25 protein-coding genes are annotated in these 23474 nt (G+C 63.9%); 12 read left to right on the forward strand and 13 right to left on the reverse strand.

The annotated features are described in order from the left end of the window. The first annotated feature begins 93 nt into the window (after positions 1 to 93). Together IP79_RS14390 and IP79_RS14395 are read left to right on the forward strand one after the other, a co-directional pair. Positions 94 to 843 carry a DUF6445 family protein gene (locus IP79_RS14390; protein WP_233994233.1) on the forward strand — a complete coding sequence of 250 codons (750 nt, stop codon included), beginning with the start codon at positions 94 to 96 and terminating at the stop codon, positions 841 to 843. Between the two features lie 5 nt (positions 844 to 848). Next, on the forward strand, positions 849 to 2378 hold the full coding sequence (locus tag IP79_RS14395) for a tryptophan halogenase family protein (RefSeq protein WP_054120029.1): 1530 nt from the start codon (positions 849 to 851) through the stop codon (positions 2376 to 2378). Positions 2379 to 2458: 80 nt separating this feature from the next. Here the strand turns inward: IP79_RS14395 and IP79_RS14400 are convergent, their stop codons facing one another. Beyond that, positions 2459 to 2956: a c-type cytochrome gene (locus tag IP79_RS14400; protein ID WP_233994234.1), complete on the reverse strand. Its 498-nt coding sequence runs from the start codon at positions 2954 to 2956 to the stop codon at positions 2459 to 2461. A 201-nt stretch (positions 2957 to 3157) separates the two neighbouring features. On the opposite strand from IP79_RS14400, the gene IP79_RS14405 reads away from it, so the two are divergent. Further along, complete coding sequence (locus IP79_RS14405) at positions 3158 to 3964, forward strand: DUF1499 domain-containing protein (protein ID WP_054119973.1); 807 nt, start codon at positions 3158 to 3160, stop codon at positions 3962 to 3964. Between the two features lie 19 nt (positions 3965 to 3983). On the opposite strand, the gene IP79_RS14410 is transcribed toward IP79_RS14405, so the two are convergent. The 5 genes from IP79_RS14410 to IP79_RS14430 are packed head-to-tail and all read right to left on the reverse strand — an operon-like array spanning position 3984 to position 9624. Continuing rightward, positions 3984 to 4589, reverse strand: a complete 606-nt coding sequence (locus IP79_RS14410) for a CDP-alcohol phosphatidyltransferase family protein (RefSeq protein ID WP_054119974.1) — start codon at positions 4587 to 4589, stop codon at positions 3984 to 3986. 3 nt (positions 4590 to 4592) lie between these two features. Beyond that, entirely contained in the window at positions 4593 to 5882 is a 1290-nt protein-coding gene (locus tag IP79_RS14415; RefSeq protein WP_082337240.1) for a NupC/NupG family nucleoside CNT transporter, read from the reverse strand. 25 nt (positions 5883 to 5907) lie between these two features. After that, a complete protein-coding gene (locus tag IP79_RS14420; protein ID WP_054119975.1) occupies positions 5908 to 6330 on the reverse strand; it encodes a hypothetical protein in 423 nt (140 codons plus the stop codon). Positions 6331 to 6345: 15 nt separating this feature from the next. Then, positions 6346 to 8484: an FAD-dependent oxidoreductase gene (locus IP79_RS14425; RefSeq protein WP_054119976.1), complete on the reverse strand. Its 2139-nt coding sequence runs from the start codon at positions 8482 to 8484 to the stop codon at positions 6346 to 6348. A gap of 42 nt (positions 8485 to 8526) precedes the next feature. Then, a complete protein-coding gene (locus IP79_RS14430) occupies positions 8527 to 9624 on the reverse strand; it encodes an FAD-dependent oxidoreductase (RefSeq protein WP_054119977.1) in 1098 nt (365 codons plus the stop codon). A 350-nt stretch (positions 9625 to 9974) separates the two neighbouring features. Here IP79_RS14430 and IP79_RS14435 point away from each other — a divergent pair, with 350 nt between their 5' ends. Genes IP79_RS14435 through IP79_RS14445 form a run of 3 tightly spaced genes read left to right on the forward strand, consistent with a single transcriptional unit; the run spans position 9975 to position 14289 of the window. Beyond that, positions 9975 to 11720: an ABC transporter transmembrane domain-containing protein gene (locus IP79_RS14435; RefSeq protein WP_054119978.1), complete on the forward strand. Its 1746-nt coding sequence runs from the start codon at positions 9975 to 9977 to the stop codon at positions 11718 to 11720. Between the two features lie 2 nt (positions 11721 to 11722). After that, positions 11723 to 12760, forward strand: a complete 1038-nt coding sequence (locus IP79_RS14440) for an HlyD family secretion protein (protein WP_054119979.1) — start codon at positions 11723 to 11725, stop codon at positions 12758 to 12760. A gap of 56 nt (positions 12761 to 12816) precedes the next feature. Continuing rightward, on the forward strand, positions 12817 to 14289 hold the full coding sequence (locus IP79_RS14445) for a TolC family protein (RefSeq protein ID WP_054119980.1): 1473 nt from the start codon (positions 12817 to 12819) through the stop codon (positions 14287 to 14289). A gap of 27 nt (positions 14290 to 14316) precedes the next feature. On the opposite strand, the gene IP79_RS14450 is transcribed toward IP79_RS14445, so the two are convergent. From IP79_RS14450 to rpsU, 7 genes are all read right to left on the reverse strand, one after another. Then, positions 14317 to 14775, reverse strand: coding sequence for a tRNA (cytidine(34)-2'-O)-methyltransferase (locus IP79_RS14450; protein ID WP_054119981.1), 459 nt, complete (start codon positions 14773 to 14775; stop codon positions 14317 to 14319). A gap of 13 nt (positions 14776 to 14788) precedes the next feature. Beyond that, positions 14789 to 16285 (reverse strand): Asp-tRNA(Asn)/Glu-tRNA(Gln) amidotransferase subunit GatB, encoded by a 1497-nt coding sequence (gene gatB / locus IP79_RS14455; RefSeq protein ID WP_054119982.1) that lies wholly within the window; start codon positions 16283 to 16285, stop codon positions 14789 to 14791. Beyond that, positions 16282 to 16440, reverse strand: a complete 159-nt coding sequence (locus tag IP79_RS14460; protein ID WP_233994235.1) for a glutamyl-tRNA amidotransferase — start codon at positions 16438 to 16440, stop codon at positions 16282 to 16284. The genes gatB and IP79_RS14460 overlap by 4 nt, the downstream gene beginning before the upstream one ends. Beyond that, positions 16437 to 17918 carry an Asp-tRNA(Asn)/Glu-tRNA(Gln) amidotransferase subunit GatA gene (gatA, locus tag IP79_RS14465; protein WP_054119984.1) on the reverse strand — a complete coding sequence of 494 codons (1482 nt, stop codon included), beginning with the start codon at positions 17916 to 17918 and terminating at the stop codon, positions 16437 to 16439. The genes IP79_RS14460 and gatA overlap by 4 nt, the downstream gene beginning before the upstream one ends. Before the next feature lie 118 nt (positions 17919 to 18036). Continuing rightward, entirely contained in the window at positions 18037 to 18339 is a 303-nt protein-coding gene (gene gatC, locus IP79_RS14470) for an Asp-tRNA(Asn)/Glu-tRNA(Gln) amidotransferase subunit GatC (protein ID WP_054119985.1), read from the reverse strand. An 11-nt stretch (positions 18340 to 18350) separates the two neighbouring features. Further along, complete coding sequence (locus tag IP79_RS14475) at positions 18351 to 18947, reverse strand: FKBP-type peptidyl-prolyl cis-trans isomerase (protein ID WP_054119986.1); 597 nt, start codon at positions 18945 to 18947, stop codon at positions 18351 to 18353. A gap of 137 nt (positions 18948 to 19084) precedes the next feature. Beyond that, positions 19085 to 19291, reverse strand: a complete 207-nt coding sequence (rpsU, locus tag IP79_RS14480) for a 30S ribosomal protein S21 (protein WP_054119987.1) — start codon at positions 19289 to 19291, stop codon at positions 19085 to 19087. A gap of 257 nt (positions 19292 to 19548) precedes the next feature. Here rpsU and crcB point away from each other — a divergent pair, with 257 nt between their 5' ends. Genes crcB through IP79_RS14510 form a run of 6 tightly spaced genes read left to right on the forward strand, consistent with a single transcriptional unit; the run spans position 19549 to position 23443 of the window. Next, positions 19549 to 19965: a fluoride efflux transporter CrcB gene (gene crcB, locus IP79_RS14485; RefSeq protein WP_054119988.1), complete on the forward strand. Its 417-nt coding sequence runs from the start codon at positions 19549 to 19551 to the stop codon at positions 19963 to 19965. Continuing rightward, a complete protein-coding gene (locus tag IP79_RS14490; RefSeq protein ID WP_054119989.1) occupies positions 19962 to 21245 on the forward strand; it encodes an RluA family pseudouridine synthase in 1284 nt (427 codons plus the stop codon). The genes crcB and IP79_RS14490 overlap by 4 nt, the downstream gene beginning before the upstream one ends. After that, positions 21245 to 21844 carry an FMN-binding negative transcriptional regulator gene (locus IP79_RS14495; protein WP_054119990.1) on the forward strand — a complete coding sequence of 200 codons (600 nt, stop codon included), beginning with the start codon at positions 21245 to 21247 and terminating at the stop codon, positions 21842 to 21844. The genes IP79_RS14490 and IP79_RS14495 overlap by 1 nt, the downstream gene beginning before the upstream one ends. Further along, a complete protein-coding gene (locus tag IP79_RS14500) occupies positions 21841 to 22500 on the forward strand; it encodes an HAD-IA family hydrolase (protein ID WP_054119991.1) in 660 nt (219 codons plus the stop codon). Before IP79_RS14495 ends, IP79_RS14500 begins: the two co-directional genes overlap by 4 nt. Beyond that, positions 22497 to 22742, forward strand: a complete 246-nt coding sequence (locus IP79_RS14505; RefSeq protein ID WP_156318351.1) for a hypothetical protein — start codon at positions 22497 to 22499, stop codon at positions 22740 to 22742. The genes IP79_RS14500 and IP79_RS14505 overlap by 4 nt, the downstream gene beginning before the upstream one ends. Next, positions 22739 to 23443, forward strand: a complete 705-nt coding sequence (locus IP79_RS14510) for an ATP12 family chaperone protein (protein WP_197273836.1) — start codon at positions 22739 to 22741, stop codon at positions 23441 to 23443. The genes IP79_RS14505 and IP79_RS14510 overlap by 4 nt, the downstream gene beginning before the upstream one ends. Positions 23444 to 23474: the final 31 nt, after the last annotated feature.

The following is a 23474-nucleotide window of genomic DNA, read 5'->3' on the forward strand; positions in this document are numbered from 1 at the left end:
CGGCGCCTTGCCGGGTGAAGATATTTCGGTTGTTTTTCAGTTTTCTAATGATCTTCCTTGGCCGCTGTCGGGCGATTTGATAGGCTCGCCGGCATGGCAAACACCCCCACGTCAGAGCCGCTGGATGCGCCGGAAGGCTGGGCGATCTCGCTTGCGCAGCCGCGGATCGAACGATTCTCACGGCAAAATCATCAGCTTATCACGATAGATCGGTTGCTGGAGGCGCCTGAAACGGTGATCGCAGCAGCCGTTTTGCAAGATTTTGCAAAAATAACGCCGCAATATCCGGGCGTGCGTGCGCCGCTTGATCCGGCGGTTTGCGACGCATGGATGGTGCCGCTTGCTCCGCTGCTCGATCAGTGGTTTGGCGCAGCGCCGCTGGGGTGGGAGATGCAGGCGTGGTTTTCGATCGTCACCACCCCGCCGGGCGAATTGCAGCCGATCCAGTGCCTGCCCCATGTCGATGGCACCGATCCTTCGCAGATAGCGATGATGCTCTATCTGCACCGCACCGGCCACGGCGGCACCGGCTTCTTCCGCCATCGTTCGACCGGGTTTGAAGCGCTGAAGGCCGCCGACTTCCCCGAATATGCCGCCGCCCTGCAAGCCGATGTGGCGCGCACCGGCCTGCCGCCCGCCGCCTACACCACCGACGGCGCGCCGCATTTCGAGCGGACGCATGTGGCACCGGCCACTTTCAACAGCGCCGTGTTCTATCGCGGCAATATCCTGCATAGCGGCGTGATCGACAACACCGCGCCGCTGCCCGCCGATCCGCGCGAGGGGCGGCTGACGATCAACGCATTTTTCCGCCCGGTGGCGGCTGAGGGGCCAAGGCAATGACCGGCATGGGTGATGGATCGGTGCGCAAACTGGTGATCGTGGGCGGCGGTACGGCGGGATGGATCGCGGCGGCGGCCTTTTCGCGGCTGCTGGGGCAGCGACTCACCATCGAACTGGTCGAAAGCGAAACGATCGGCACTGTCGGCGTGGGCGAGGCGACGATCCCGCAGATCATCCGGCTGAACACCATCCTCGGCATTGACGAGCATGATTTTCTGCGCCGCACGTCGGGCACCTTCAAACTGGGGATCGAGTTCGTGGATTGGGGCAGCCTTGGCTCGCGCTATCTGCACACCTTTGGCGACACGGGCATGACCATCGGCAATGTCGCCTTCCACCACCATTGGCGGCGCAGTGTGACGGGGCAGAACGCGCCCGATGCGAAGGGGCTGTGGGATTACTCGCTGCACCAGCACGCGGCGGATCAGGCGCGGTTCGGCAAGCTGGACCGGGTTGGCAACACCGCGATGACAGGTCTTGCCTATGCCTATCACTTCGATGCCAGCCGTTATGCACTGTACCTGCGCGACTATGCCGAGGCGCGCGGCGTCACCCGCACCGAAGGCATGGTGGAAAGCGTCACCCGCGATGGGACAAGCGGCGATATCACCGCCATCACGCTGGCCGGAGGGCGCGAGGTTGCGGGCGATTTCTTCATCGATTGCACCGGCTTCCGATCGCTGTTGCTGGGGGGCGAGCTGGGCGTGCAGTATGACGACTGGTCGCGCTGGCTGCCGTGTGATCGCGCGCTGGCGGTGCCTTCCGAGCGGCTGCCCACGCTCGTGCCCTATACCCGCGCCACCGCCAAGGCGGCGGGCTGGCAGTGGCGTATCCCGCTGCAACACCGCACCGGCAACGGGCATGTCTATTCCAGCGGGTTCATATCCGATGATGCCGCCGCCGACACACTGCTGGCGGGGCTGGATACAAAGGCGCTGGGCGATCCGCGCCCGATCCGCTTCACTACCGGCAGGCGGCAGACATTCTGGGCGCAGAATTGCGCTGCCATCGGCCTGTCGAGCGGGTTTCTGGAGCCGCTGGAATCGACCAGCATCCATCTGATCCAGTCGCATATCAGCCGGTTGATCCAGCTGTTCCCGCGATCATCCCATGCCGATGCCGAGCGGGCCGAATATAACCGCCGATGCGCTGACGAGTTCGACCAGATCCGCGATTTCCTGATCCTTCACTATCACCGCACCGATCGCGATGACTCGGAGTTCTGGCGTTATTGCAAGCACATGGCCGTGCCTGACAGTCTGACTCACAAGCTGGAACTGTTCGCCGCGTCAGGCCGGGTCGGGCGCGATGCCGATGATCTGTTCCGCGATGCCAGTTGGGTGCAGGTGATGCTGGGACAGGGAATCATGCCCGCCGATTACGATCCGATGGCCGATCAGATGGCACCTGCGCAATTGGCCGAATTTCTCGCCAATCTGCGCACGCTGGTGACCCGCGCCGTAGCGGGCCTGCCCACGCACGAGGATTACCTGCGCCAGCATTGCGCCGCCGATCCGGCCAGCATGGCGGCCTGAGACCCCAAGAATCAGGCACCCACGAAAAAGGGCGGCGTGGTTGCCCACACCGCCCTGATTTCTTGCCCGGAGGCGCGATCTTACTTCTTGGTGCTATCGAGATAAGCAACCAGGTTTGCACGATCCTGCGCATTCTTGATGCCCGGGAAGGCCATCTTGGTGCCGGGCATAAAGCCCTTGGGATCTTCGAGGTACTCAAACAGAACGTCGGTCGTCCAGGTGACGCCGCTGTTCTTGTTGGCATCCGAATAGGCAAAGCCCGCTACGGTGCCCGAAGCGCGGCCGACGATGTTGTAGAGCGACGGACCAACGCGGTTCACGCCTTCATCCAGCACGTGGCACGAACGGCACAGCGCGAACACCTTTTCGCCAGCGGCGACATCGGTGGTCATGCTGGCGAAGTCCATCGTCGCGCCAGCAGCAGCAGCATCGGCCGGAGCCGCTGCCGGAGTGGTTTCGGCCGGAGCCATAGCTTCGGTGGTCGTTTCAGCCGGAGCTTCGGCTTCCTTGCCACCGCAAGCAGTAAGAGTAGCAAGGCTCGCCAGCGCGGCCGCACCCATCATGAAATTACGCTTCATAGTCGACTGTCCTCTGAACAACTTGTTCCTCCCGCATCCCTTGTGGGCCATAACCGAGATTATCGGGCATGGAAAGCGGGACTTCACGCAAGGCTGCGTCCCTCTTGCGGGATGCCTCCTCTTTTCAACGCAGAAGCAGGCAAGGGTTTCCCGCGAAACAGGAAAGATTGCCTTCCGCGCCGCGCGCGCTAAACAGGCGCCATGTTCAAAACACTGCCCTGGCACACCAAGATCGTCCTCGCCCTGCTGGCGTTTCTCCCGCTGTATTTTGCGGTTTCCGCGCTCGGAACCAAAATCGGGATATGGAGCTGGCAAACCGGATTGATGGCGCTGACGATGGGCGGCGGCACGATCGTGCTCGGCATTGTCGCGCTGGCTGCGGTGGTCTCGCTGATCTTCGCCGTGCGCGCCAAGCCGCGCAGCAACGGGTTGCTGGCGGTCGCGATCATCGGCCTGCTGGCACCGGCAGCGGCGTTTGTGGTGTTCCTTTCGGCGGGGTCCAAGGCGGGCGACAACCCGATCCACGATGTTGCCACCGATACCGCCGATCCGCCGATGTTCTCGGCCGAGACGATGGCTGCGCGCGAGGAAGATGGCGCCAACGCCCTCAGCGATTACCAGACGCCACTGGGCGAGTTGCCGCTTTACGAAGGCGTCGCGCCTGAACTGGCGATCAAATCACACGCGCAGATCATCACCGATCGCTACGCCAGCCTTGCGCCCCTGCCGCTGGCCGGTGCCAACCGTGCTGACGCGGTTGCGGCGGTGGCAGCCGCCATGGGCAACATGGGCTTTACGGATATCCGCACGGATACGGACACCGGAACGGTCGAAGGGGTTTCGCAAAGTTTCTGGTTCGGGTTCAAGGATGATGTGATCGCCCGCATCGGCGAAAACGAGATCGATTTCCGTTCGGTCAGCCGCGTCGGCCGCAGCGATCTGGGTGCCAACGCCGATCGCATTGCCGATCTGCGCGGCAGGGTCGCAGGCCAGATCGGCCAGCGCTGATCCCGCGCCAGCCGGTCGGTCACTCCCGAAAGGCTGCCACTGCCATTGCGCTGCGCTGGAACACGGTCAGCACGCATAGCGCGCCGTAGCCATAGGCGAGCGCGCCGAACCACGCCGGAAACAGGCACATGGCGATGAACACGATGATCGTCTCCGCCCCCTCGGCCAGCCCGGTGGAATAGAAGAAGCTCTTGCGCCCGTGCGTGGTGGTTTGCGCGCCGCGCTTGCCCGCGATCACCGCAAAGGCGAGAAAGCTCACCCCCGTCAGCACGAAACTCGCGACCAGCACCAGCGCAGGCAGCGTGTTGGCGGCTGACAGCACGCCGAAACCCACTGGAATGCTGACATAGAAGGCGAAATCGGCAACGATATCGAAATAGCCGCCAAGGTCGGATGGCCCGCGCACCCGCGCCACCGCGCCGTCCAGCCCGTCTGCCAGCCGGTTGGCGATGATCAGCGCCAGCCCCCAGCCGATGTGACCCAAGGCAATCGCCACCGCGCCGCCAAGGCCCAGCGCAAGACCGGCGAAGGTGAGGCCGTTTGCCGTCACGCCCAGCCCGGCAAGCATCCGTCCGACCGCATTCAACGGCGGATCGATCAGCGGGCGGAGGCGGGCGTCAAGCATGGCCTAGGCGCCCCAACTCACCAGCCCGATCCACGCGCCGGTCATCGCGCTGACAAGGTTGCCCGCGATCCAGCCTTTCATCCCCAGCCCCGCCACTTCGGCGCGGCGTTCGGGGCATAGCGTGCCGATTGTCGATACCAACAGGCCGACGCTGGCAAGGTTCGCCACCCCGCACAGCGCATAGGTGACGATCAGCAAGCTGCGCGGGCCCAGCGTGCCAGCGGGCAGCGCGGCGAGTTCGAGATAGGCGACATATTCGTTCAGCACCGCCTTGGTGCCCATCAACCCGCCTGCCGCCTGCGCCTCGCCCCACGGCACGCCCAGCAGCCACATGAACGGCGCCAGCGCCCAGCCCATCAGGCGCTTCAGCGTCAGCGCCTCGCCGTCGATCATCGGCAGCAGCGCCAGCACCATGTCCGCCAGCGCCACCAGCGCGAACACCACAATGATCACCGCGATAACGGCGAGGAACAACTGCATCCCGTCCATCGTGCCCTTGATGATCGCATCGATGCTCGATTCGTATCTGAGGCCCCCGCCGTCCTTGTGCGCCTCGGCATCAACCTCGGTGGCGGCGTCTTCGTCAGCTCCAGGCACCATCAGGCGCGCAATCAGCAACGCGGCGGGTAGCGAAATCAGCGAGGCGGAGATCATGTGGCCGACCGCATCGGGCACGACCTCGCGCAAAGTGGTGGCATACAGAATCAGGATCGCGCCGCTGATGGTCGCCATCGTCAGGGTCATCACCTGAAACAGCTCGCTGCGGCTCATCTTGCCGAAATAGGCGCGGGTCACCAGCGGGGCTTCGACCACGCCGAGAAAAATGCTCGCACCCCCTGAAAGCCCCACGACGCCCGACACCCCGAGGGTTCGGCGCAGCAGGAAGCTGAGGCCATTGACGATCCAGCGCAGCACGCCCCAATGCCAAAGCAGCGCCGCGAGCGCGGAAAAGACGATCACCAGCGGCAGGATCTGGAACGCGATCACCAGCGGCGGCTGCGCGCCATCCTTCAACGCGAAGGGCAGTTCCGCTCCGCCAAGATAGCCGAACATGTAGGATGACCCGCGCAGCGTCGCCTGCTCGACCGCGCTGACGGCGCTGTTCGCCAGCCCCACCGCCGCCCACACCAGCGGCACGCGCACGATCAGCACGGCCAGCAGCCCCTGCAACGCCAGCGCGCCGAGGATCCAGCGCCAGCCGGGATGCCCCTTTCGGTTCTCGCTGATCGCCCATGCAAGCCCGATCAGCACTGCAAGGCCGATCACGCCCCGCAGTTGGTCAAACAGTTCCAAACCTTGCCCCTCTTTTCGGCTGCGATCAGCGCTTCTTGCCGATCACGCGGTCAAGCGCCAGCGTGTCCTGTCCGCGAAAGGCAATCAGCGCCAGTGCCGCGCCCGCGACGGTGAGCGAGGGGAAGAACAGCAGGTTCGCGTCCGTGTGCAGGTACATGCCAAACGGATCGAGGAAATGCCGCCAGATCGGAAACGCCCCGCACACAAGGATCAGCGCAGAAAGCGGCAGGGTGATCTTGCGAAACAGCCCCAACACCACCAGCGCGCCCAGCATCACTTCGAAACCCGCAAAGGCCAGTTGCAAGGTGCCATCATTGCCCACGCCGCCGTAATATTTGTTGGCAAGATTCGGGCCCATGCCGTCTTTCAGCAGCCGCACCCCGCCCCACAGCACCAGCAGCATTCCGGTGCCGATCCGCATGATCAGCAAGGCGATTTTGGCAAGCATCGCGTGTTCTCCCGATTAACCCCGGCGCCACGCATGGTAGCGTTCGACCCATTTGAGCAGGCCTTCCGGCTTGTTCGCGCGCTTCCAGTTGCCGGCGGCAAACTTGTTGGCTTCGGCCATGGTCGGATAGGAATGGATCGTGCCGAGGATCTTGTTGAGCCCGATCCCGTGCTTCATCGCCAGCACATATTCGGCCAGCAATTCGCCCGCATGGCTGCCCACGATCGTTGCGCCCAGCACCTTGTCCTTGCCCGGCGCGGTCAGCACTTTCACGAAGCCGCGCGTCTCGCTTTCGGCAATGGCGCGGTCGAGATCGTCGAGTTCGTAGCGGGTCACCTCCACGTCGATGCCCTGCTCTTCCGCCTCGCGTTCGTTGATGCCGACGCGCGCGATTTCAGGATCGAGGAAGGTGACAGCCGGGATCACCCGGTAATCGGCCTTGAACTTGCGGAAGGTGCCGAACAGCGCGTTCACGCTGGCGTACCATGCCTGATGGCTGGCGGTGTGGGTGAACTGGTAGGGGCCAGCCACGTCTCCGGCAGCAAAGATATTGGGGAATTTGGTGGCGAGGAATTCATCGGTGGTGACGGTGCGGGCGGTGTCCACGCCAATCGCTTCCAGCCCGAACCCGGTCAGCCGCGCCTTGCGCCCGATAGCGACGATCAGCGCATCGAACGGCACCGGCACCTCGGCCCCGCCATGTTCGGCGATCAGCGTGCGGCCTTCGATCCGCACCGCCTTGTGGCCGGTGAGCAGGCGAACTCCCGCTTCTTCCAGCGAGGCGCGGGCGAGATCGGAGACATCATCATCCTCGCGCCCCAGCACCCGGTCGGCTGCTTCGATCTGCGTGACCTGGGAACCCAGCCGCGCAAAGGCCTGGCTCAGCTCGCAGCCGATCGGCCCGCCGCCAAGCACCGCGATCCGCTGCGGCGCTTCATCCATCGCGGCAAAGGCGTTCCACAGGGTTTCGCTGGTCAGATAGCCGCTGTCTGCGATGCCGGGAATGTCCGGCACCACCGGCGCAGCGCCGCTGGCAATGATGATGCTGCGGGTTGTCAGCCGCTGCGTACCGCCGTCATTCAGGGCAATCTCGACCGTCCACGGATCGATGATCGTGGCATAGCCTTTGACCACATCGACGCCGAGATCGGTGTAGCGTTCAACGCTGTCGTGCGGCTCGATGGTCTTGATGGTATCCAGCACGCGGGCCATCACCGCCTTGAATGGCACTTTGGGCGTGGTCGCTTCCAGCCCGTATTTGTCGGCTCCGCGCATCATCGCAGCAACCTTGGCGCTTTTTATGATCGCCTTGGACGGCACGCAGCCGGTATTGAGGCAATCGCCGCCCATTTCGTTGGCTTCGACCAGCGTCACGCTCGCCTTCACCTGCGCGGCGATATAGGCCGAGACGAGCCCCGCTGATCCGGCGCCGATCACCACCAGATTGCGGTCGAATGTCTTGGGCTTGGTGAACCCGGCATAGACCTTGCGGCGCTTGATAATGCCGATGATCCCCTTGGCGATCCACGGCACAATCCCCAGCAGCACAAACGATCCGATCACAGCAGGCGAGGCAATGCCCGAAAGGCTGTCGATCTGCGCCAGCTGCGTGCCCGCATTCACATAGACAATCGTGCCCAGCAGCATCCCCAGCTGGCTGACCCATGCGTAAGTCCAGGTGCGGATGCGGGTCAGGCCCATCACCAGATTGACGACGAAGAACGGGAAGACCGGGATCATCCGCAAGGAAAACAGGTAGAACGGCCCGTCACGCTCCAGCCCGGTATTGATCGCCTTCAACCGCTCGCCAAAGCGCGCCTCGATCGTGTCGCGCAGCAGATAGCGCGATGACAGGAACGCCAGCGTCGCCCCGATGGTCGAAGCGAAGGAGACGATGATCGTGCCTTGCACCACCCCGAACAATGCGCCCGCCGCCAGCGTCAGAACCGCCGCGCCGGGGACAGATGCTGCCGTCACCACCACATAGGCGATGAAGAACCCGGCGATCACCGCCAGCGCGTTGCGTTGCTGGAATGCAGCCAGATCAGCCGCCAGCGCCTTGATCCCCGGCAGGGTAAGATACTGGCCGAGATCAAAAATGAAATAGCCAGCCACAAGCGCCGCCAAAACGGCAAGGATCACGATTTTCTTCAAGACAAACTCCTGCCCGCCAGTTCGGGTGGCGGGCTCACAAGGTTACGCAGACTTGGCCAGCGCGGCATATTTCGCGATCCAGCGCTTATCGATCCAGTGTTTCAGCCGCAGCACGAAAGCCCCTTCGGCAGCAAGCGGCCCATAGCTGGCAATCGCCGATCCGTCGCCCGTGTTCATCAGATAAAGGCTGTTCCAGCGCGGCTGATAGGCGGCGCGCGGCCGTTCGCCCGCCAGCGCGCTGCGCAGATTGGCGGCCAGCACCGGCCCTGCAAACACCGCATGAACGCCCGAATGCGGCAATGGGCGGTCGATGCGAGCGGCGACATCGCCTGCGGCGAAGATATGCGGGTGCGAAGGGGACTGCTGCCGCGCGCTGACGCTGATGAAGCCATCTGCATCCACCGCAAGCCCGCTTGCCCGTGCCCACGGCGGTGCGGCGCTGCCCAGCGCGGCGATGATGGCATCTGCCGGTTCAAGCGAGACTTCGCCCGCCATGATCTTGCCGCCCGCAATCTGCGCATCGGCATGATGAACCGCGATTCCCTGCCGTGCCAAAGCCCGGGCCACGCGGCGCTGAACCGCAGGCGCAAAGCCGGGAAGCAGGCCGCCCTCCCCCGCCGTCAGCACGACCCGCGAAGGCGCATCGGCGCGGTTTGCCAGTGCAAAGGCCAGCTCAACCCCGCCCGCGCCCCCGCCTGCCACCACCACGCGAGCAAGCGCGGGGAGCGCCGCCAGCCGGTCAACAAACGCGCCAATCGGGCGCACATCGATCAGGCGCGGATCATCGCCCAGCAGCGCTGCGCCGCGCCCTTCGCCGCCGGTATCGATGGAGGCGATATCGAAGGCGATCCGTTCGCCCTGCGCTGTCGTCACCACCAGCGTATCGGGATCGATCGCGGCGCATTTGTCCAGCACCAGTTGCGTCCCGGCGCGCTGCGCCAGCGCCGCCAGATCGACCACCCCGTCATCGCGCGCGTGCTGCCCCGCGATCCAGCCGGGCACCATGCCGGAATAGCGCAAGCGTGGCTCTGGTGTCAGCAACACCGCCCGCGTGCCTGAAGGCAGGCCGTTCGTGATCCAGTCCGCCAGCACCGCCACATGGGCATGCCCGCCACCGATCAGCAGTATAGTGGCCGTCATCCGGCATCCCTTCGCGATTTATCGGGCATAAGGCTCGCCTCATCGCCCGCGGTTCAGCTAAGCGCAAGATTTGGACGCTATCGGGCGGCCCAGATGACAATGCATCGCAATATATGAGTTAAAGGCTTCATAGCTTCAGGCATTTGCATATATTTACTGCTGGCAGGAACCACAGGCGGGCTGGGTGATTTCTTTTGCGAGGCAGAACGGCATTGCGTCACATGCACCACGCTGCCCCAGCTGCGATGGATTGTTGCACGAAGCGAAAAGAGCACCCGGCACGAATCACGAAGGTGGTCGCGCTGAGCGGGTGAGAGGCGTAAACACGGGTTTCGAAACGAAAGGCTGCCATGGCAGGTGAAGGCCAAAATTACGGCTCGAAGATATCGCTGGCGAAGTTCTTCAGGATATTCTTCGATATCCTGAAGCCCGAAGCGAATTTTTATTGGCTGGCAGCGGTTTATGGCGTGGGCATCAGCTTGCTTTCGCTGGCGACGCCGATTTCCGTGCAGATGCTGATCAACACCATCGCCAACACCGCGCTCACCGCGCCGTTGGTGGTGCTTTCGCTGACTCTGTTCACCCTGCTGACCATTTCCAGCCTGCTTTATGCCCTGCGCGTGCATCTGATGGAGCTGTTTGCCCGGCGGTTCTACGCCCGCATGGTGGCTGAAATTTCGCTGATCTCGGTCTATGCCCAGAACCCGTTTTTCGGCGATGTGAACAAAAGCCCGTTGTTCAACCGCTATTTCGATGTCGTCTATGTCCAGACCGCCATCCCGATCCTGTTCATCGGCGGGTTCACCACGCTGCTGCAAATCGCGGTCGGGTTTGTGCTGGTGTCGCTGTACCACCCCTATTTCCTCGCCTTCACGCTGGTGATGATCGCGCTGATCTGGGTGATCTGGCTGGTTTGGGGCGGAAGGGCGCTGCGCACCGGGATCGATCTGTCCCATGCCAAGCACCAGACCGCCGCCTGGCTGGAACTGATCGGCGGATCCAACGGCTTCTTCAAATCGCAGCGCCGTATCGATTACGCGCTCGACAAGACCGATGAATTCACGCGCGATTACATTGGTGAACGCAAGCGCCACTTCCGTCATCTGTTTTCCCAGACCATCGCTTTCCTGCTGATGTATGCCGCCGCCAGCGCGGTTTTGCTGGGTCTGGGCGGTTGGCTGGTGATCCAGAACCAGTTGACGCTCGGCCAGCTGGTCGCGGCCGAATTGGTGCTTTCTGCCGCGTTCTTCGGTGTCGCGCAGCTCGGCAGCTATCTGGGCTATTTCTACGATCTGTTCGCCGCGGTCGAAGAAATCTCGCATTTCTACAATGTCGAACAGGAACAGCCCAAGGGCGCTGACCCGTTCGAGGGGCCGGATCATACCATCGCAATGAAGGGCGTGCGCGGTCATGCCCGGCATGAAGAGGCGCTGTTCGATCTGGAAATCCCGACAGGGGCGATCATCATGGCCGATGCGAGCCATCACGGGGTGCAGCGCCTGTTCACCGATCTGCTCAAGATGCACATGCTGCCAGAGGGCGGGTATGCCACGCTGGGCGGGATCGACGTGAAGGATATCGAAGCCCACCACCTGCGCAAGAATGTCCACGTGCTTGACCGGCCGACATTCGTGGAAATGACGATCCGCGAATATCTCGCGCTGTCGTGCAGGGACACAGCTCCCCGGCGGATGATCGGTGCGCTGGAGACGGTCGGCCTGGCCGAAACCATCGCCACCTTTGACAAGGGGCTGGACACGCCGATTGCTTCGACCGGCTTTCCGCTGTCTTCGGTGGAATTGCAGCAATTGAAGCTGGCGAACGCACTTTTGGAAAAGCCGCGCATTCTGGTGCTGAGCCGTTTGTTCGATCTGCTCGATCCCGAACCCCTGCAGCGCGCCATCAGCGAATTGCGCAACCAGGCCTATTCGACGGTAATCTATTTCTCCAACCGCCGCATCGATCTGGGGTTTGACCGGTTCCTGTTCCTCGAAGCGCGGCAGCAGACCTATTACGATACCTTCGATGAATTCTCGGCCGTGGTGAAGCTGAGCAGGCAGCATGATGATGCCCCTGCCCGCGAAGGGGAGGCGTGACGATGGCTGCCCTCAAAGACGACATGGCCCACTTCACCACGCTGGCATCGATCAAGACGCCGCGGGTGATGCGCGCGGTGTTCATCATGCTGCTGACGTCGATCGTCATCGTCGTCGCCTTTCTGATCTACACGCCGTGGGTGCAGACCACGTCAGGGCGCGGGGTGGTAACCACGCTGAACCCCAATGAACGGAGGCAGGATATCAACGCGCTGGTGCCCGGGCGGATCGAGGAATGGTTCGTGCGCGATGGCAGCACGGTGAAAAAAGGCGATCCGATCGTACGCATTGCCGATATCGATCCCAATCTGATCCAGCGGCTTCAGGCCGAACGCGGACAGATGGAACTGCAATTGCAGGCCGCGCAATCCGCGCTCGCCGTCGCGCAGATCGACGAACGCCGTTCGCGTGAGCTGTTCGAAGCGGGGCTGGCCGCACGCCGCGATTACGAATTGGCGCAAATCAAGGTCAACGATATGCAGGGCCGCGTTGCCGCAGCCCAGGCCGATCTCAACCGCGCCGATACCAACATCGCACGCCAATCCGAACAGATCGTGCGCGCCCCGCGTGATGGCTTCATCCAGAGCCTGAATGCTGGCGACGCCGCCACCTTCATCAATGCCGGCGATGTCCTGGCGACCTTCGTTCCGGCCAATTCCGAACGCGTGGTCGAAATCTTCATCGACGGGCGCGATGTCGCGCTGGTGAAGCCGGGCGACAAGACCCGCATCCAGTTCGAAGGCTGGCCCGCTGTGCAGTTTTCCGGCTGGCCTTCGGTCGCCATCGGCACCTTTGGCGGCCGCGTGATCGCGGTTGACCATTCGGCGCAGGTCAATGGCCGGTTCCGGGTGCTGATTGCCGAAGACATGGCCGAAGAACACCGCTGGCCCGAAGAACGCTACGTCCGGTTCGGCGCTGCTGTGCAGGCCTGGGTGCTGCTGGAGACCGTACCGGTCGGCTACGAAATCTGGCGCCAACTCAACAACTTCCCGCCCGAGCTTCCAACAGAGACCACCGGCACGGCGGGGCAGACGAACTGACGATGCGGCGCAGGTTTGCCTTGTTGCGGCATGGGGCGCGGTTTTGCTGCGGTGTGATGGGCGGTGTGATCGGCGGCGCGGCTGGCGTGTTTGCATTGCTCGCAATGGCGCCTGCGCCTTTGGCCGCGCAGAATATCGAAGCGGTCGGCGATCCGCTCGAACGGGCGCTCACCACCGGGCCGCTGCTGCCGGAAGAAGTGCTGCGTTCTTCAGCGCTCACCTTCCCGGCGATCCTCGAAGCCTTCGAACGCGAAGCCGCTGCCCGCAGCGATCAGCTGGCCGCCGATGGCGCCTTCGATCTGATGCTGAAGGGCGAATATTATGACCGCCTGACCGGGTTCTATTCGGGCGGGTTTGGCAAGGCCGAAGCGCGCCAGCCCTTGCGTCCCTATGGCGCGGAAGTGTTCGGCAGCTATCGCGTTTCGAACGGGGATTTCCCGACTTACGAGAATTACAACTACACCAACCAGCTGGGCGAGGTGAAGGTGGGGGCGCTGTTTTCCCTGCTGCGCAACCGCGATATCGATTCGCGCCGGTTCGGGATCGAAGACACCCGCCTTGCTGCCAGTCAGGCGCAGCTTGATGTGATGCTGGTGCAGATCAACACCCAACACGAAGCCCTGCGCGCCTATTGGCGCTGGGTGGCGGCAGGCGAGGAAATCCGGGTGTTCGAGGAACTGCTGGAAATCGCCGAGGCCCGCCAGATCGGTCTCACCCGCGAATTCCGCGAAGGCGCGCGCGCCCGTATCGCGCTGACCGAAAACGAACAGAACCTGCTGCGCCGCCGGACGCTGCTGGAGGAGGCCAAACGCAATTTCGCCACCGCATCCAACAGCCTCGGTTTCTACTTGCGTGGCAGGAACGGGCAGATGGTGGTGCCTACCCGCGAAATGCTGCCCGATCTGGCACGGTTGAAGCCGGTCGTTCAGGTCGACACTTTGCTGGCCACGCCGCTGAACGAGGTGATCCAGAACCGGCCCGAATTGCAAACCTTCAGGCTCGCGCTGGAACGCGCAACCAACCGGGTAGAGCTGCGGCGCAATGACTTGCAGCCCTCGCTTGATGCCAGTGTCGAATTGTCACGCGATTTCGGCCAGATCGGGCCGGGCGGGCCGGGCTTTGATTCGACCGATACGGTGGTGGGCCTGACCTTCAGCGTGCCCTTGCAGCGGCGGCAGGCGCGCGGTGCGTTGCAGCGGGCCGAGGCCGAACTGCGCGAAACCCAGCTGCGCCAGCGCCGCATCACCGATCAACTGACCACCGATATCAGCAATATCCTCGCCAATCTCAGCGCCGCTTTGAAGCTCACCGATCTCGCCGGAGCCGAAGTGACGCAGGCCAACCAGATGGTGCAGGCCGAACGCACCCGCTTCCGGCTGGGCGCGGGCGATTTCTTCCTCGTCAACGTGCGCGAGGAAACCGCCGCCAACGCCCGGATCAGCGCAATCCGCGCCGATCTGAGCGGACGCCTTGCCGAAGCCAGCTTCAATGCGGCCACCATGAACCTGAACGCGCTGGGGCTGGAGTAGCGGGGCCGCGCTGGAAACCGCTGCGCCCTAAATCTTCCCCCTGAGCGCCTGATAGGCCGCTGCTGTCGCGGTGTTCGCCAGATTGAGCGAGCGGATCACGTCAGACCGCATCGGCAGGTGGAACGTGCGGCCTGCGTGGCGTTCGATCACGCTGCGCGGAATGCCCGTAGTCTCCTTGCCGAAAACCAGCATGGCATCATCAGGGTATTCCGGTTCATAGAAACTGCGGCTGCCGAATTCCTCGAACAGAAACAGCTGGTCTTCGCGGGGCGCGCGCGCTTCGATGAAGGCGTCCCAGCTCCCATATTCGGTGAGGTGGACGTGGGGCCAGTAATCCAGCCCCGCCCGCTTCACGCGGGTGTCGTTGATCTCGAACCCGAGCGGATGGATCAGGATCAGCTCAATCCCCAGCGCCACACAGGTGCGCCCGATCGCGCCGGTATTGCCGGGGATTTCGGGCTGGATCAGGACGATAGAGAGGCCCATCAGGCCGCTCGCATCAGCCCAGCTTGCCCTTCAGCAACTGGTTCACCACCGCCGGATTGGCCTTGCCCTGCATCGCCTTCATCGTCTGGCCGACGAAGAAGCCGAACAGCGCTTCCTTGCCGCCGCGGTACTGTTCGACCTTGTCGGCGTTGGCGGCGATAATCGCGTCCACAGCCGCTTCGATCGCGCCTGTATCGCTGACCTGCTTCAGCCCTTCGGCATCCGCGATTTCAGCCGGATCGCGCCCGGTTTTGAGGACGATTTCGAAGATTTCCTTCGCCTGACCGCCGCTGATCTCGCCCTTGTCGGCCATCGCGAGGATGCCCGCCTGCGCAGCCGCCGTGGCGTTGGCGGGGTCGGCTTCATCGCCCAGCGCCTTGATCACGCCGGGCGCGACCGAAAGCGACCAGTTGGCGACCTGCGTGGCGACAGCGGCTTCATCCTTGCCGATGGTCCGGGCGGTTTCGGCCAGCAGCGTTTCGAACCGGGCGAAAGTTTCCACCTCGGCGGTCAATTCGCGGGCGTTATAGGGGGTGAGGCCCAGCACCTCGACATACCGCTTGCGCTTGGCGTCCGGCAGTTCGGGCAGGCTGGCGCGGCAATCGGCGAGAAAATCCTCCTCCAGCACCAGCGGCAGCAGATCGGGATCGGGGAAGTAGCGATAATCATGCGCATCTTCCTTGCTGCGCATGGTGCGGGTGGTGCCGGTGCCGGGATCGAACAGGCGGGTTTCCTGCACGATGGTGCCGCCAGCTTCCAGCACATCGACCTGCCGCATCGCCTCATGCTCGATCGTCTGCATGACGAAACGCACGGAGTTGACGTTCTTGGTCTCGGTGCGCGTGCCGAATTCCTCACCCGGACGGCGCACAGAGACGTTCACGTCGGCGCGCATCGATCCTTCTTCCATGTTGCCATCGCACGAGCCGACATAGCGCAGGATCGCGCGCAGCTTGCGCACGTAAGCCCCGGCCTCGGCGGGCGAACGCATATCGGGCTTGGACACGATTTCCATCAGCGCCACGCCGCAGCGGTTCAGATCGACATAGGACATGGTGGGGTGCTGATCATGCATCAGCTTGCCCGCATCCTGTTCAATGTGGATCCGCTCGATCCCGATGATCTTGTCTTCGGGAATACCCGCCTTCTCGTCCGCCTCGATCAGCAGCTGCCCTTCGCCCACGATAGGGTGGTAAAGCTGACTGATCTGGTAGCCCTGCGGCAGGTCGGCGTAGAAGTAGTTCTTGCGGTCGAAGCGGCTCCACGCATTGATCTGCGCTTCAATGGCCATGCCGGTGCGCACCGCCTGACGGATGCACTCGCGGTTGGGCACGGGCAGCATCCCGGGCATCGCGGCATCGACGAGGCTGACCTGCGAGTTCGGCTCGGCGCCAAACGCGGTAGACGCGCCCGAAAACAGCTTGGAATTGCTCGTTACCTGCGCGTGGACTTCCAGGCCGATGACGACCTCCCATTCACCCGTGGCACCCTGAATGCGGTAGTTGCTCATTTCGTTTCCTCGTCCTCGATCGCCTTGCCATCAGGCCCGAAGCGCATTTCGCCGTGATCGACGTTCTTTCTCACCCAATTGGCGACCATGAATGTCAGCGGCACCGCGAGGACGACGCCGATCCCGGCCAGCCACAACGCGGTATCGGCGATCACCACCACTTCTCCGGTTTCGCCGTGAAGCCCGCGCGCTGCTGGATCGCGAGGCCTGCATTGAGGACGCCCTGCTCGTCGAACGGGCGGCCCACAAGCTGCAATCCGAGCGGCAATCCATGTTCGTTGATCGTCGCCGGAACACTCATCGCGGGCAGGCCTGCAAGGCTAGCCGGCACCGCGAACACATCGTTCAGATACATCGTCAGCGGGTCTTCGTTCATCGAACCCAGCGGGAACGAAGCGGTCGGCGTCGTCGGGGCCAGGATCACATCGCATTGTTCGAAAGCGCGCTCGAAATCGCGGGCGACCAGTGCGCGGACCTTCTGCGCCTGCGTGTAGTACGCGTCGTAGAACCCTGCCGAGAGCACATAGGTACCGATCAGGATGCGGCGCTTGACCTCGTCCCCGAATCCGGCAGCGCGGGTCGCAGCGTACATGTCTTGCAGGCCGCTGCCATCGGGCAGATCGCGCAGGCCATAACGCACCCCGTCATAGCGGGCGAGATTGCTGGACGCTTCAGCCGGGGCAATGATGTAATAGGCGGGCAGCGCATATTTGGTGTGCGGCAGCGAGACATCGACGATTTCCGCGCCCGCGTCCTTCAGCCATGCCTTGCCCTGCTCCCACGAATCGAGGATCGCCTGATCGGTGCCCTCCATCCGGTATTCTCGCGGGATGCCGACTTTTTTGCCGCGCAGATCGCTGTTCAGCGCCGCTTCCCAGTCTGGCACGTCCATCTGGAGGCTGGTCGCGTCCTTCGGATCGAAGCCGGCCATCGCGCCGAGCATGATCGCGCAATCTTCCACCGAGCGCGCCATCGGGCCAGCCTGATCCAAGCTGGAAGCAAACGCCACCACGCCCCAGCGCGAGCAGCGACCATAGGTCGGCTTGATCCCGCAGATGCCGGTAAAGGCTGCGGGCTGGCGGATCGAACCGCCGGTGTCGGTGCCGGTCGCGGCAGGGGCAATGCGCGCAGCCACCGCCGAGGACGAACCGCCTGAAGAGCCGCCGGGGCTCATCGGCTGGTTCGACCCGTCCTTGCGCCACGGCGAACTGACATTGCCAAAATAGCTGGTCTCGTTTGACGAGCCCATCGCGAACTGATCGAGGTTCAGCTTGCCCAGCATCCCTGCGCCCGCATCCCACAGCTTCTGGGAAACCGTGGACTCATAGCGGGGCGTGAAGCCTTCGAGAATGTGGCTGGCCGCCGTGGTCTGCACGCCGTTGGTGGCGAACAGATCCTTCATGCCGATCGGCACGCCTGCCATCGCGCCCAGTTGTTCGCCAGCGGCGCGCGCGGCGTCCACTGCGTCGGCAGCGGCCAGTGCATGGTCGGGCGTGGTGACGATGAAAGCGTTCAATGCGGCGGCATCGGCCACGGCGGCGTTGAAACTGGTCGCCACCTCGCGCGCGGTGAAATCACCGGCGCGCACGCCGTCGCGAATGTCTTTAACGCCAAGCTGGGTAAGGTCAGTCATTGTTTTCAACCGTTCGCCCTGAGCCTGTCGAAGGGCTGTCCTTCTTGGTGCACAGGATCAAGAAAAGAAATACGGGGCTTCGACAGGCTCAGGATGATCGAGCGAAACCCTGCGGCTTTCACTCAATCACCTTGGGCACGCCGAAGAACCCGTGTTCCGCCGCCGGGGCATTGGCGAGGACATCGCCCTGCCTGCCGCCGCCGGTCAGCGCGTCTGCGTCGATCACATCAGCGCGCAGGCGCAGCGTGTTGGGGATTACCGCCGCCATCGGCTCGATCCCGGTTACGTCCACTTCGCCCAATTGTTCGACCCATTGCAGGATGCCGTTCAATTCGGGCACCATGCGATCCAGCGCGGCATCATCCATGCTGATGCGCGCGAGGCTGGCGATCTTGGCGACGGTCGCCTTGTCCACCGACATCCGATCGCCCCTTACTGGCCGGGAGCGGGGACAGGCGCAGCGCCCGGTGCACCACCAGGCGCTGCGCCGGGTGCACCCATCTGGCTCTGCATCGTCTGTTGCAGGATGGCCAGGTTCCGCTCGAACGTCTGCTGGCTCATGATGTCGATCACCTCGATGTCGAAGATCAGATCGGCGTTGGGCGGGATCGGGGCGCCCTGCGGCGGCTCGGCCCCGTAAGCCTTCGCGGCCGGGATGAAGAGCGTGTACTTGCCGCCCTTCTGCATCTGTTGCAGACCTTCGAAGAAGCCGGGGATGGTCGCGCCTTCTTCAATCGGGAACGGGGTGCCTTCAGGGAAGATGCCTTCGACCGGCAGCGGAATATCGCGCGATTCGTCAAACACCGTGCCGTTGCTGGCCAGCTTGCCCTTGTATTTCAGGAAAACGACATCGCCCATCTTCGGCGTCGCGCCGGTGCCGGCAACCTGCGTATCGACATCCAGCCCTTGCGGGATCGCTGACCATGCCAGCCCGCCGCCCACGGCAATCGCCAGCGCCACGCCAACCCAAAGCTTGGTCAGCGAACCTTTGGCAACGGGTTTGATCGGAACGGCGGTAATTTCGGTCATGGAGCAATCCTGCATGGCAGCGCGCCTCGCGCCGCGTGATGACGACAAAAGGGCGCGGAATGAAACCGCGCCCTGATGACTGATCGTAAAGGGGGATTCAAGCGGTTCCCTTCACGGAAACGCGCTTTGCAACGGGATTATTTGGCCCCGTCACGCTCCATCCGCTTGCGGTCCATCTTGCGGGCGCGGCGAACGGCCGCAGCCTTTTCACGGGCGCGCTTTTCGCTGGGCTTTTCGTAGTGGCGACGCAGCTTCATTTCGCGATAAACGCCTTCACGCTGCAGCTTCTTCTTGAGCGCGCGCAGGGCCTGATCGACATTGTTATCGCGAACCATGATTTGCATAAACGACGACTACCTCATGTCCAAAACGCCAGAGCCCGCTTGCGATTGCGCGGGGATTCGCGAGTGAATTTCCAATGGAAGGCGGGCGAATCCCACAGGGGAACCGCCCACGTAACGGCGCCCCACTAGTCCAACACTCCTGCAAAGGCAACCCATCAGCACAGCGCAATTGCAAGATTGCAGGCGTAGCGGACGCGATATGCGCCGGTCAGAGCCCTGCTAGGCAGAACGCGCTGCGCCCGCTAAAGGCCGTGGGGATGACAATAACTGCCCCTTCCCCGCTGGCCGCATCGGCGCTGGTTGCCGCTGGCGGCGCTGTTGGCGCGGTCGCCCGCTTCCAGCTGGGCCGCATGATAACGCATCTGACCGGCCCGGCCAACGCCTTTCCGTGGGGCACGCTGGGCGTCAATCTGATCGGCAGCCTGGCGATGGGCGCGCTGCTCGGCTGGCTTGCGCGCGGTAATCCTGGCGCCGAAACTACCGAATCGATGCGCCTGCTGATCGGTGTGGGGTTGTTGGGCGGCTTCACCACCTTCAGCGCCTTCAGTGCCGAGCTGGTAACAATGCTGCAACGCGGACAGATGGCCGATGCGCTGGCTTATGGTGCGGTTTCGCTGGTCGCCGGGATGGCAGCCCTTGTCGCCGGGCTTCTGATCGCGCAGAGCGCGCCATGACCGAAGCCCCGCCCCCGTCCGACAATGTCCGCCAATTCACCGTCACCGAAGATGATGACGGCATCCGGCTGGATCGCTGGTTCAAACGCAATCTGCCGCAGGTCGGCTTTGCCACGGTTTCGCGCTGGGCGCGCACCGGGCAGATCCGGGTGGATGGCAAACGCGCCAAGCCCGAAGATCGTCTGGAACAGGGTCAGACGCTGCGTGTACCGCCGGGCGGAGACGAACCGCCTGCTGGCCCCGCCCGCAAGGCTGCCCCGCGCACCCGCGTGCTTTCGCCCGAACAGATAGCCGAGGCAAAGGCCATGGTGATCCGCGAAACGCCCTCGGCCATCGTGCTCAACAAGCCGCCCGGCCTCGCCACGCAGGGCGGCAGCAAGACCACCAAGCATGTCGACGGGCTGCTGGATGCCTTTGTGACCGGCGAGAAAACGCCGCGCCCGCGTCTGGTCCACCGGCTCGACAAGGATACCAGCGGCGTGCTGCTGATCGCCCGCACGCCGGGCAGCGCCGCAAGCTTTTCCAAACGTTTCGCCAGCCGTTCGGCGCGCAAGGTCTATTGGGCGCTGGTGGTGGGCAATCCCGATCTGGCCGAAGGCGTGATCGACGCCCCGCTCGCCAAGCAACCGGGCACCGGCGGCGAGAAGATGCATATCGACGAGGAAAACGGCGCCGCCGCCAAGACGCGTTACCGTGTGGTCGATAATGCCGGTCAGCGCGCCGCATGGGTCGAGCTGGAACCGCTCACCGGGCGCACCCACCAGCTGCGCGTCCACATGGCAGCGATCGGCCACCCGATTGTGGGCGACGGCAAATATGGCGGGCCGGATTCCTTCCTGACCGGCGCGGTCAGCCGCAAGATGCACCTGCACGCCCGCCGCCTGATCATTTCCGAACCCAAGACCGGGGAAGGCACCGGCGGCAAGCTGGACGTGACCGCCGAACTGCCGCCGCATTTCGCGATGAGCATGGAGGTGCTGGGCTTCGACCAGAGCCTTTCCGATGCCTCACCCATGCGCGACGAAGCGCCCGAGCGTTCGGGCGAGGAAAAGAAGCAGGCCGCGCGCCGCCACTTCAAACAGGCGCGCAAGGAAGCCCGTTCGCCCCGCCGTTCGCGCGGTGATGTTGTCGCCCCCAAGGCGAAGAAACCCGCTGGCAAGCCTGCCGGGAAAGCTGCCCCGAAAGCGGCCGCAAAACCGGCGAAATCTCCCGCCAACCGTGCCCGGCCTGCGCCCAAGGCACCGCCAAAAGGCACCGGCGGGAGCAGGGGCCGCCGCTGATGCATCCCAACCCGCTGTTCCATAACGAAAGTCGCGAGCGGTGCGAAAGCCTGATCGACACGGTGGGCTTCGGCATGGTGTTCGCCGCCACACCCGCCGGGCCGAAGGTTGCGCACACGCCGCTGCTGCCGAACGGTGATGGAAAGGTGCAATTCCACCTCGCCCGCAGCAATCCGCTGGCCCGCCATCTGGACGGCAGGGCCGCGCTGATCGTGGTCAACGGGCCTGACGCTTACGTCTCCCCACGCTGGTATGCCAACCGCGGTACCGTGCCGACATGGAATTATGTGACGCTGGAGCTTGAAGGCCGGGTGCGGCAGATGGATGACGCGGAGCTGGAAGCTTTCCTGCACGCTGCCATCACAAAGCACGAGACCCGCCTTGAAGGCGCGGCATGGCAGGCGGAAGAATCCTCAGACACAGTCTGGTCGGGCCTGTTTCGCGGCATAATCGGCTTTGAAATGGAAGTGCAGGCGCAGCGCCCCACCTTCAAGCTTTCGCAGAACAAATCGCCCGAAGAACGCGGCGCTATTGCCAGCGGGCTTGAGGCGGCAGGGGCCGGCGCGCTGGCGGAGATGATGCGGAGCGTTTCTGCATGAGGCTGGCTGTATTTGATTGCGATGGCACGCTGGTGGACGGGCAGGCCGATGTCTGCTGGGCGATGGAGCGCGCCTTCACCCGCGCCGGGCTAGCTGCGCCGGACACGTCGGCGGTGCGGCGGATCGTCGGCCTCAGCCTACCCGCAGCGGTGCGCGCCCTCGCTCCCGATCTGGCCGATGACCAGAACGCGGCGGTGACCGAATTCTACCGTTCCAGTTTCCGCGCGCGGCGCGAGGAAGGCTTGCTGGACGAGCCGCTGTATGATGGCATCGCCAATCTGCTCCAAACCCTGCGCGACAGGGGCTGGAGCCTTGCGGTGGCCACCGGCAAATCGGATCGCGGGCTGGCTGCCTGCCTTGCCACCCACGGCATCGCCGATCTGTTCGTGTCGCTCCAGACCGCCGATCGCCACCCCTCCAAACCGCATCCCGCAATGCTGGAAGCCGCCTTGTTCGAAGCGGGCGCGCAGGCTGCGCAAGCGGTGATGATCGGCGATACCAGCTTCGATATGCTGATGGCCCGCAGCGCGCGCGTCCCTGCCATCGGGGTCAGCTGGGGCTATCACACGCCGGAAGAACTGCTTTCCAGCGGCGCGATCCGCGTGGCGGACAGCGCCGCCATGCTGGCCGCCGCGATGGAGGAAGCGCTGCCATGAGCCGGTCTCCCCGCGAAATGGCCGAGGCGCAGGCGCGTGGCCGCTACATCATCCTCAACGCTGTGCGGTTCAGCGGGCTGGCGCTGATGATGTTCGGCATTGCCGCCACCCGCAATGTCCTGCCGTTCCAACTGCCATGGGCGGTGGGTGCTGTGCTGGCGGTGGCGGGCTTGCTCGAATTCTTTTTCCTGCCGCGCTTCATCGCCCGCTGGTGGAAAGCCGGAGACGGCGCAGGCCGATGATCCGCAGGTTCTACAATGATGTTGCGCTGGCTGCGCAGCCAGAGGGCTATCAGGTGATGCTGGATTCGCGCGGTCTGAAGACCGTGGGCGGCGCACCGCAGATCGTACCGACGCAGGCCCTTGGCGAGGCGCTGGCGGCGGAATGGCGCAAGCAGGGCGAAAAGATCGATCCGGCCAGCCTGCCGCTGCGCGATATGGCCGATTACGCGATCGACATCGTCGCGCCCGATCCTGCCGCTGTGGCGCAGGGTTTGGTTGCTTATGCCGAAACCGATACGCTGTGTTACCGCGCCGATCCTGACGAGCCGTTCTACGCCCGCCAGATCGAAGTATGGGAACCGCTGCTGAGCGCATTCGAGGCGGCGCATGGCATCGCGCTGGTGCGGGTCAGCGGCGTGCTGCACCGCCCGCAGCCGCCGAAAGTGCTGGCGATACTGCGGGATCGCCTGCTGGCGCTCGATCCCTTTGCACTGGCCGGAGCCGAGGTAATGACCAAACTCGCCGCGTCGCTCGTCACCGCGCTGGCCGCGCTTGATGCACGCGGGGAGGAAGAGCCGCTCGCCCTGTGGCAGGCGGCGTGTCTTGAGGAAGAATGGCAGGCCGATCTGTGGGGCCGCGATTGGGAGGCCGAGGAACGCCGCGCAAAGCGCGAAGCCGATTTCCTCCGCGCCTGTGCCTTCGTTCGGCTTGCGCGGGGTTAACCCCCCGCGACCCAATCCGCCACTTCGCCCG

The sequence above is a fragment of the Porphyrobacter sp. AAP60 genome (assembly GCF_001296025.1).
Classification (GTDB): Bacteria; Pseudomonadota; Alphaproteobacteria; order Sphingomonadales; family Sphingomonadaceae; genus Erythrobacter.

Coding starts and splice junctions, on each gene's coding strand:
- IP79_RS14390 (WP_233994233.1), top strand. CDS start 94: ATGGCAAACACCCCCACGTCAGAGCCGCTGGATGCGCCGGAAGGCTGG.
- IP79_RS14395 (WP_054120029.1), top strand. CDS start 849: ATGGGTGATGGATCGGTGCGCAAACTGGTGATCGTGGGCGGCGGTACG.
- IP79_RS14400 (WP_233994234.1), bottom strand. CDS start 2,956: ATGAAGCGTAATTTCATGATGGGTGCGGCCGCGCTGGCGAGCCTTGCT.
- IP79_RS14405 (WP_054119973.1), top strand. CDS start 3,158: ATGTTCAAAACACTGCCCTGGCACACCAAGATCGTCCTCGCCCTGCTG.
- IP79_RS14410 (WP_054119974.1), bottom strand. CDS start 4,589: ATGCTTGACGCCCGCCTCCGCCCGCTGATCGATCCGCCGTTGAATGCG.
- IP79_RS14420 (WP_054119975.1), bottom strand. CDS start 6,330: ATGCTTGCCAAAATCGCCTTGCTGATCATGCGGATCGGCACCGGAATG.
- IP79_RS14430 (WP_054119977.1), bottom strand. CDS start 9,624: ATGACGGCCACTATACTGCTGATCGGTGGCGGGCATGCCCATGTGGCG.
- IP79_RS14435 (WP_054119978.1), top strand. CDS start 9,975: ATGGCAGGTGAAGGCCAAAATTACGGCTCGAAGATATCGCTGGCGAAG.
- IP79_RS14440 (WP_054119979.1), top strand. CDS start 11,723: ATGGCTGCCCTCAAAGACGACATGGCCCACTTCACCACGCTGGCATCG.
- IP79_RS14445 (WP_054119980.1), top strand. CDS start 12,817: ATGGGCGGTGTGATCGGCGGCGCGGCTGGCGTGTTTGCATTGCTCGCA.
- IP79_RS14450 (WP_054119981.1), bottom strand. CDS start 14,775: ATGGGCCTCTCTATCGTCCTGATCCAGCCCGAAATCCCCGGCAATACC.
- gatB (WP_054119982.1), bottom strand. CDS start 16,285: ATGAGCAACTACCGCATTCAGGGTGCCACGGGTGAATGGGAGGTCGTC.
- gatA (WP_054119984.1), bottom strand. CDS start 17,918: ATGACTGACCTTACCCAGCTTGGCGTTAAAGACATTCGCGACGGCGTG.
- gatC (WP_054119985.1), bottom strand. CDS start 18,339: ATGTCGGTGGACAAGGCGACCGTCGCCAAGATCGCCAGCCTCGCGCGC.
- IP79_RS14475 (WP_054119986.1), bottom strand. CDS start 18,947: ATGACCGAAATTACCGCCGTTCCGATCAAACCCGTTGCCAAAGGTTCG.
- rpsU (WP_054119987.1), bottom strand. CDS start 19,291: ATGCAAATCATGGTTCGCGATAACAATGTCGATCAGGCCCTGCGCGCG.
- crcB (WP_054119988.1), top strand. CDS start 19,549: ATGACAATAACTGCCCCTTCCCCGCTGGCCGCATCGGCGCTGGTTGCC.
- IP79_RS14490 (WP_054119989.1), top strand. CDS start 19,962: ATGACCGAAGCCCCGCCCCCGTCCGACAATGTCCGCCAATTCACCGTC.
- IP79_RS14495 (WP_054119990.1), top strand. CDS start 21,245: ATGCATCCCAACCCGCTGTTCCATAACGAAAGTCGCGAGCGGTGCGAA.
- IP79_RS14500 (WP_054119991.1), top strand. CDS start 21,841: ATGAGGCTGGCTGTATTTGATTGCGATGGCACGCTGGTGGACGGGCAG.
- IP79_RS14505 (WP_156318351.1), top strand. CDS start 22,497: ATGAGCCGGTCTCCCCGCGAAATGGCCGAGGCGCAGGCGCGTGGCCGC.
- IP79_RS14510 (WP_197273836.1), top strand. CDS start 22,739: ATGATCCGCAGGTTCTACAATGATGTTGCGCTGGCTGCGCAGCCAGAG.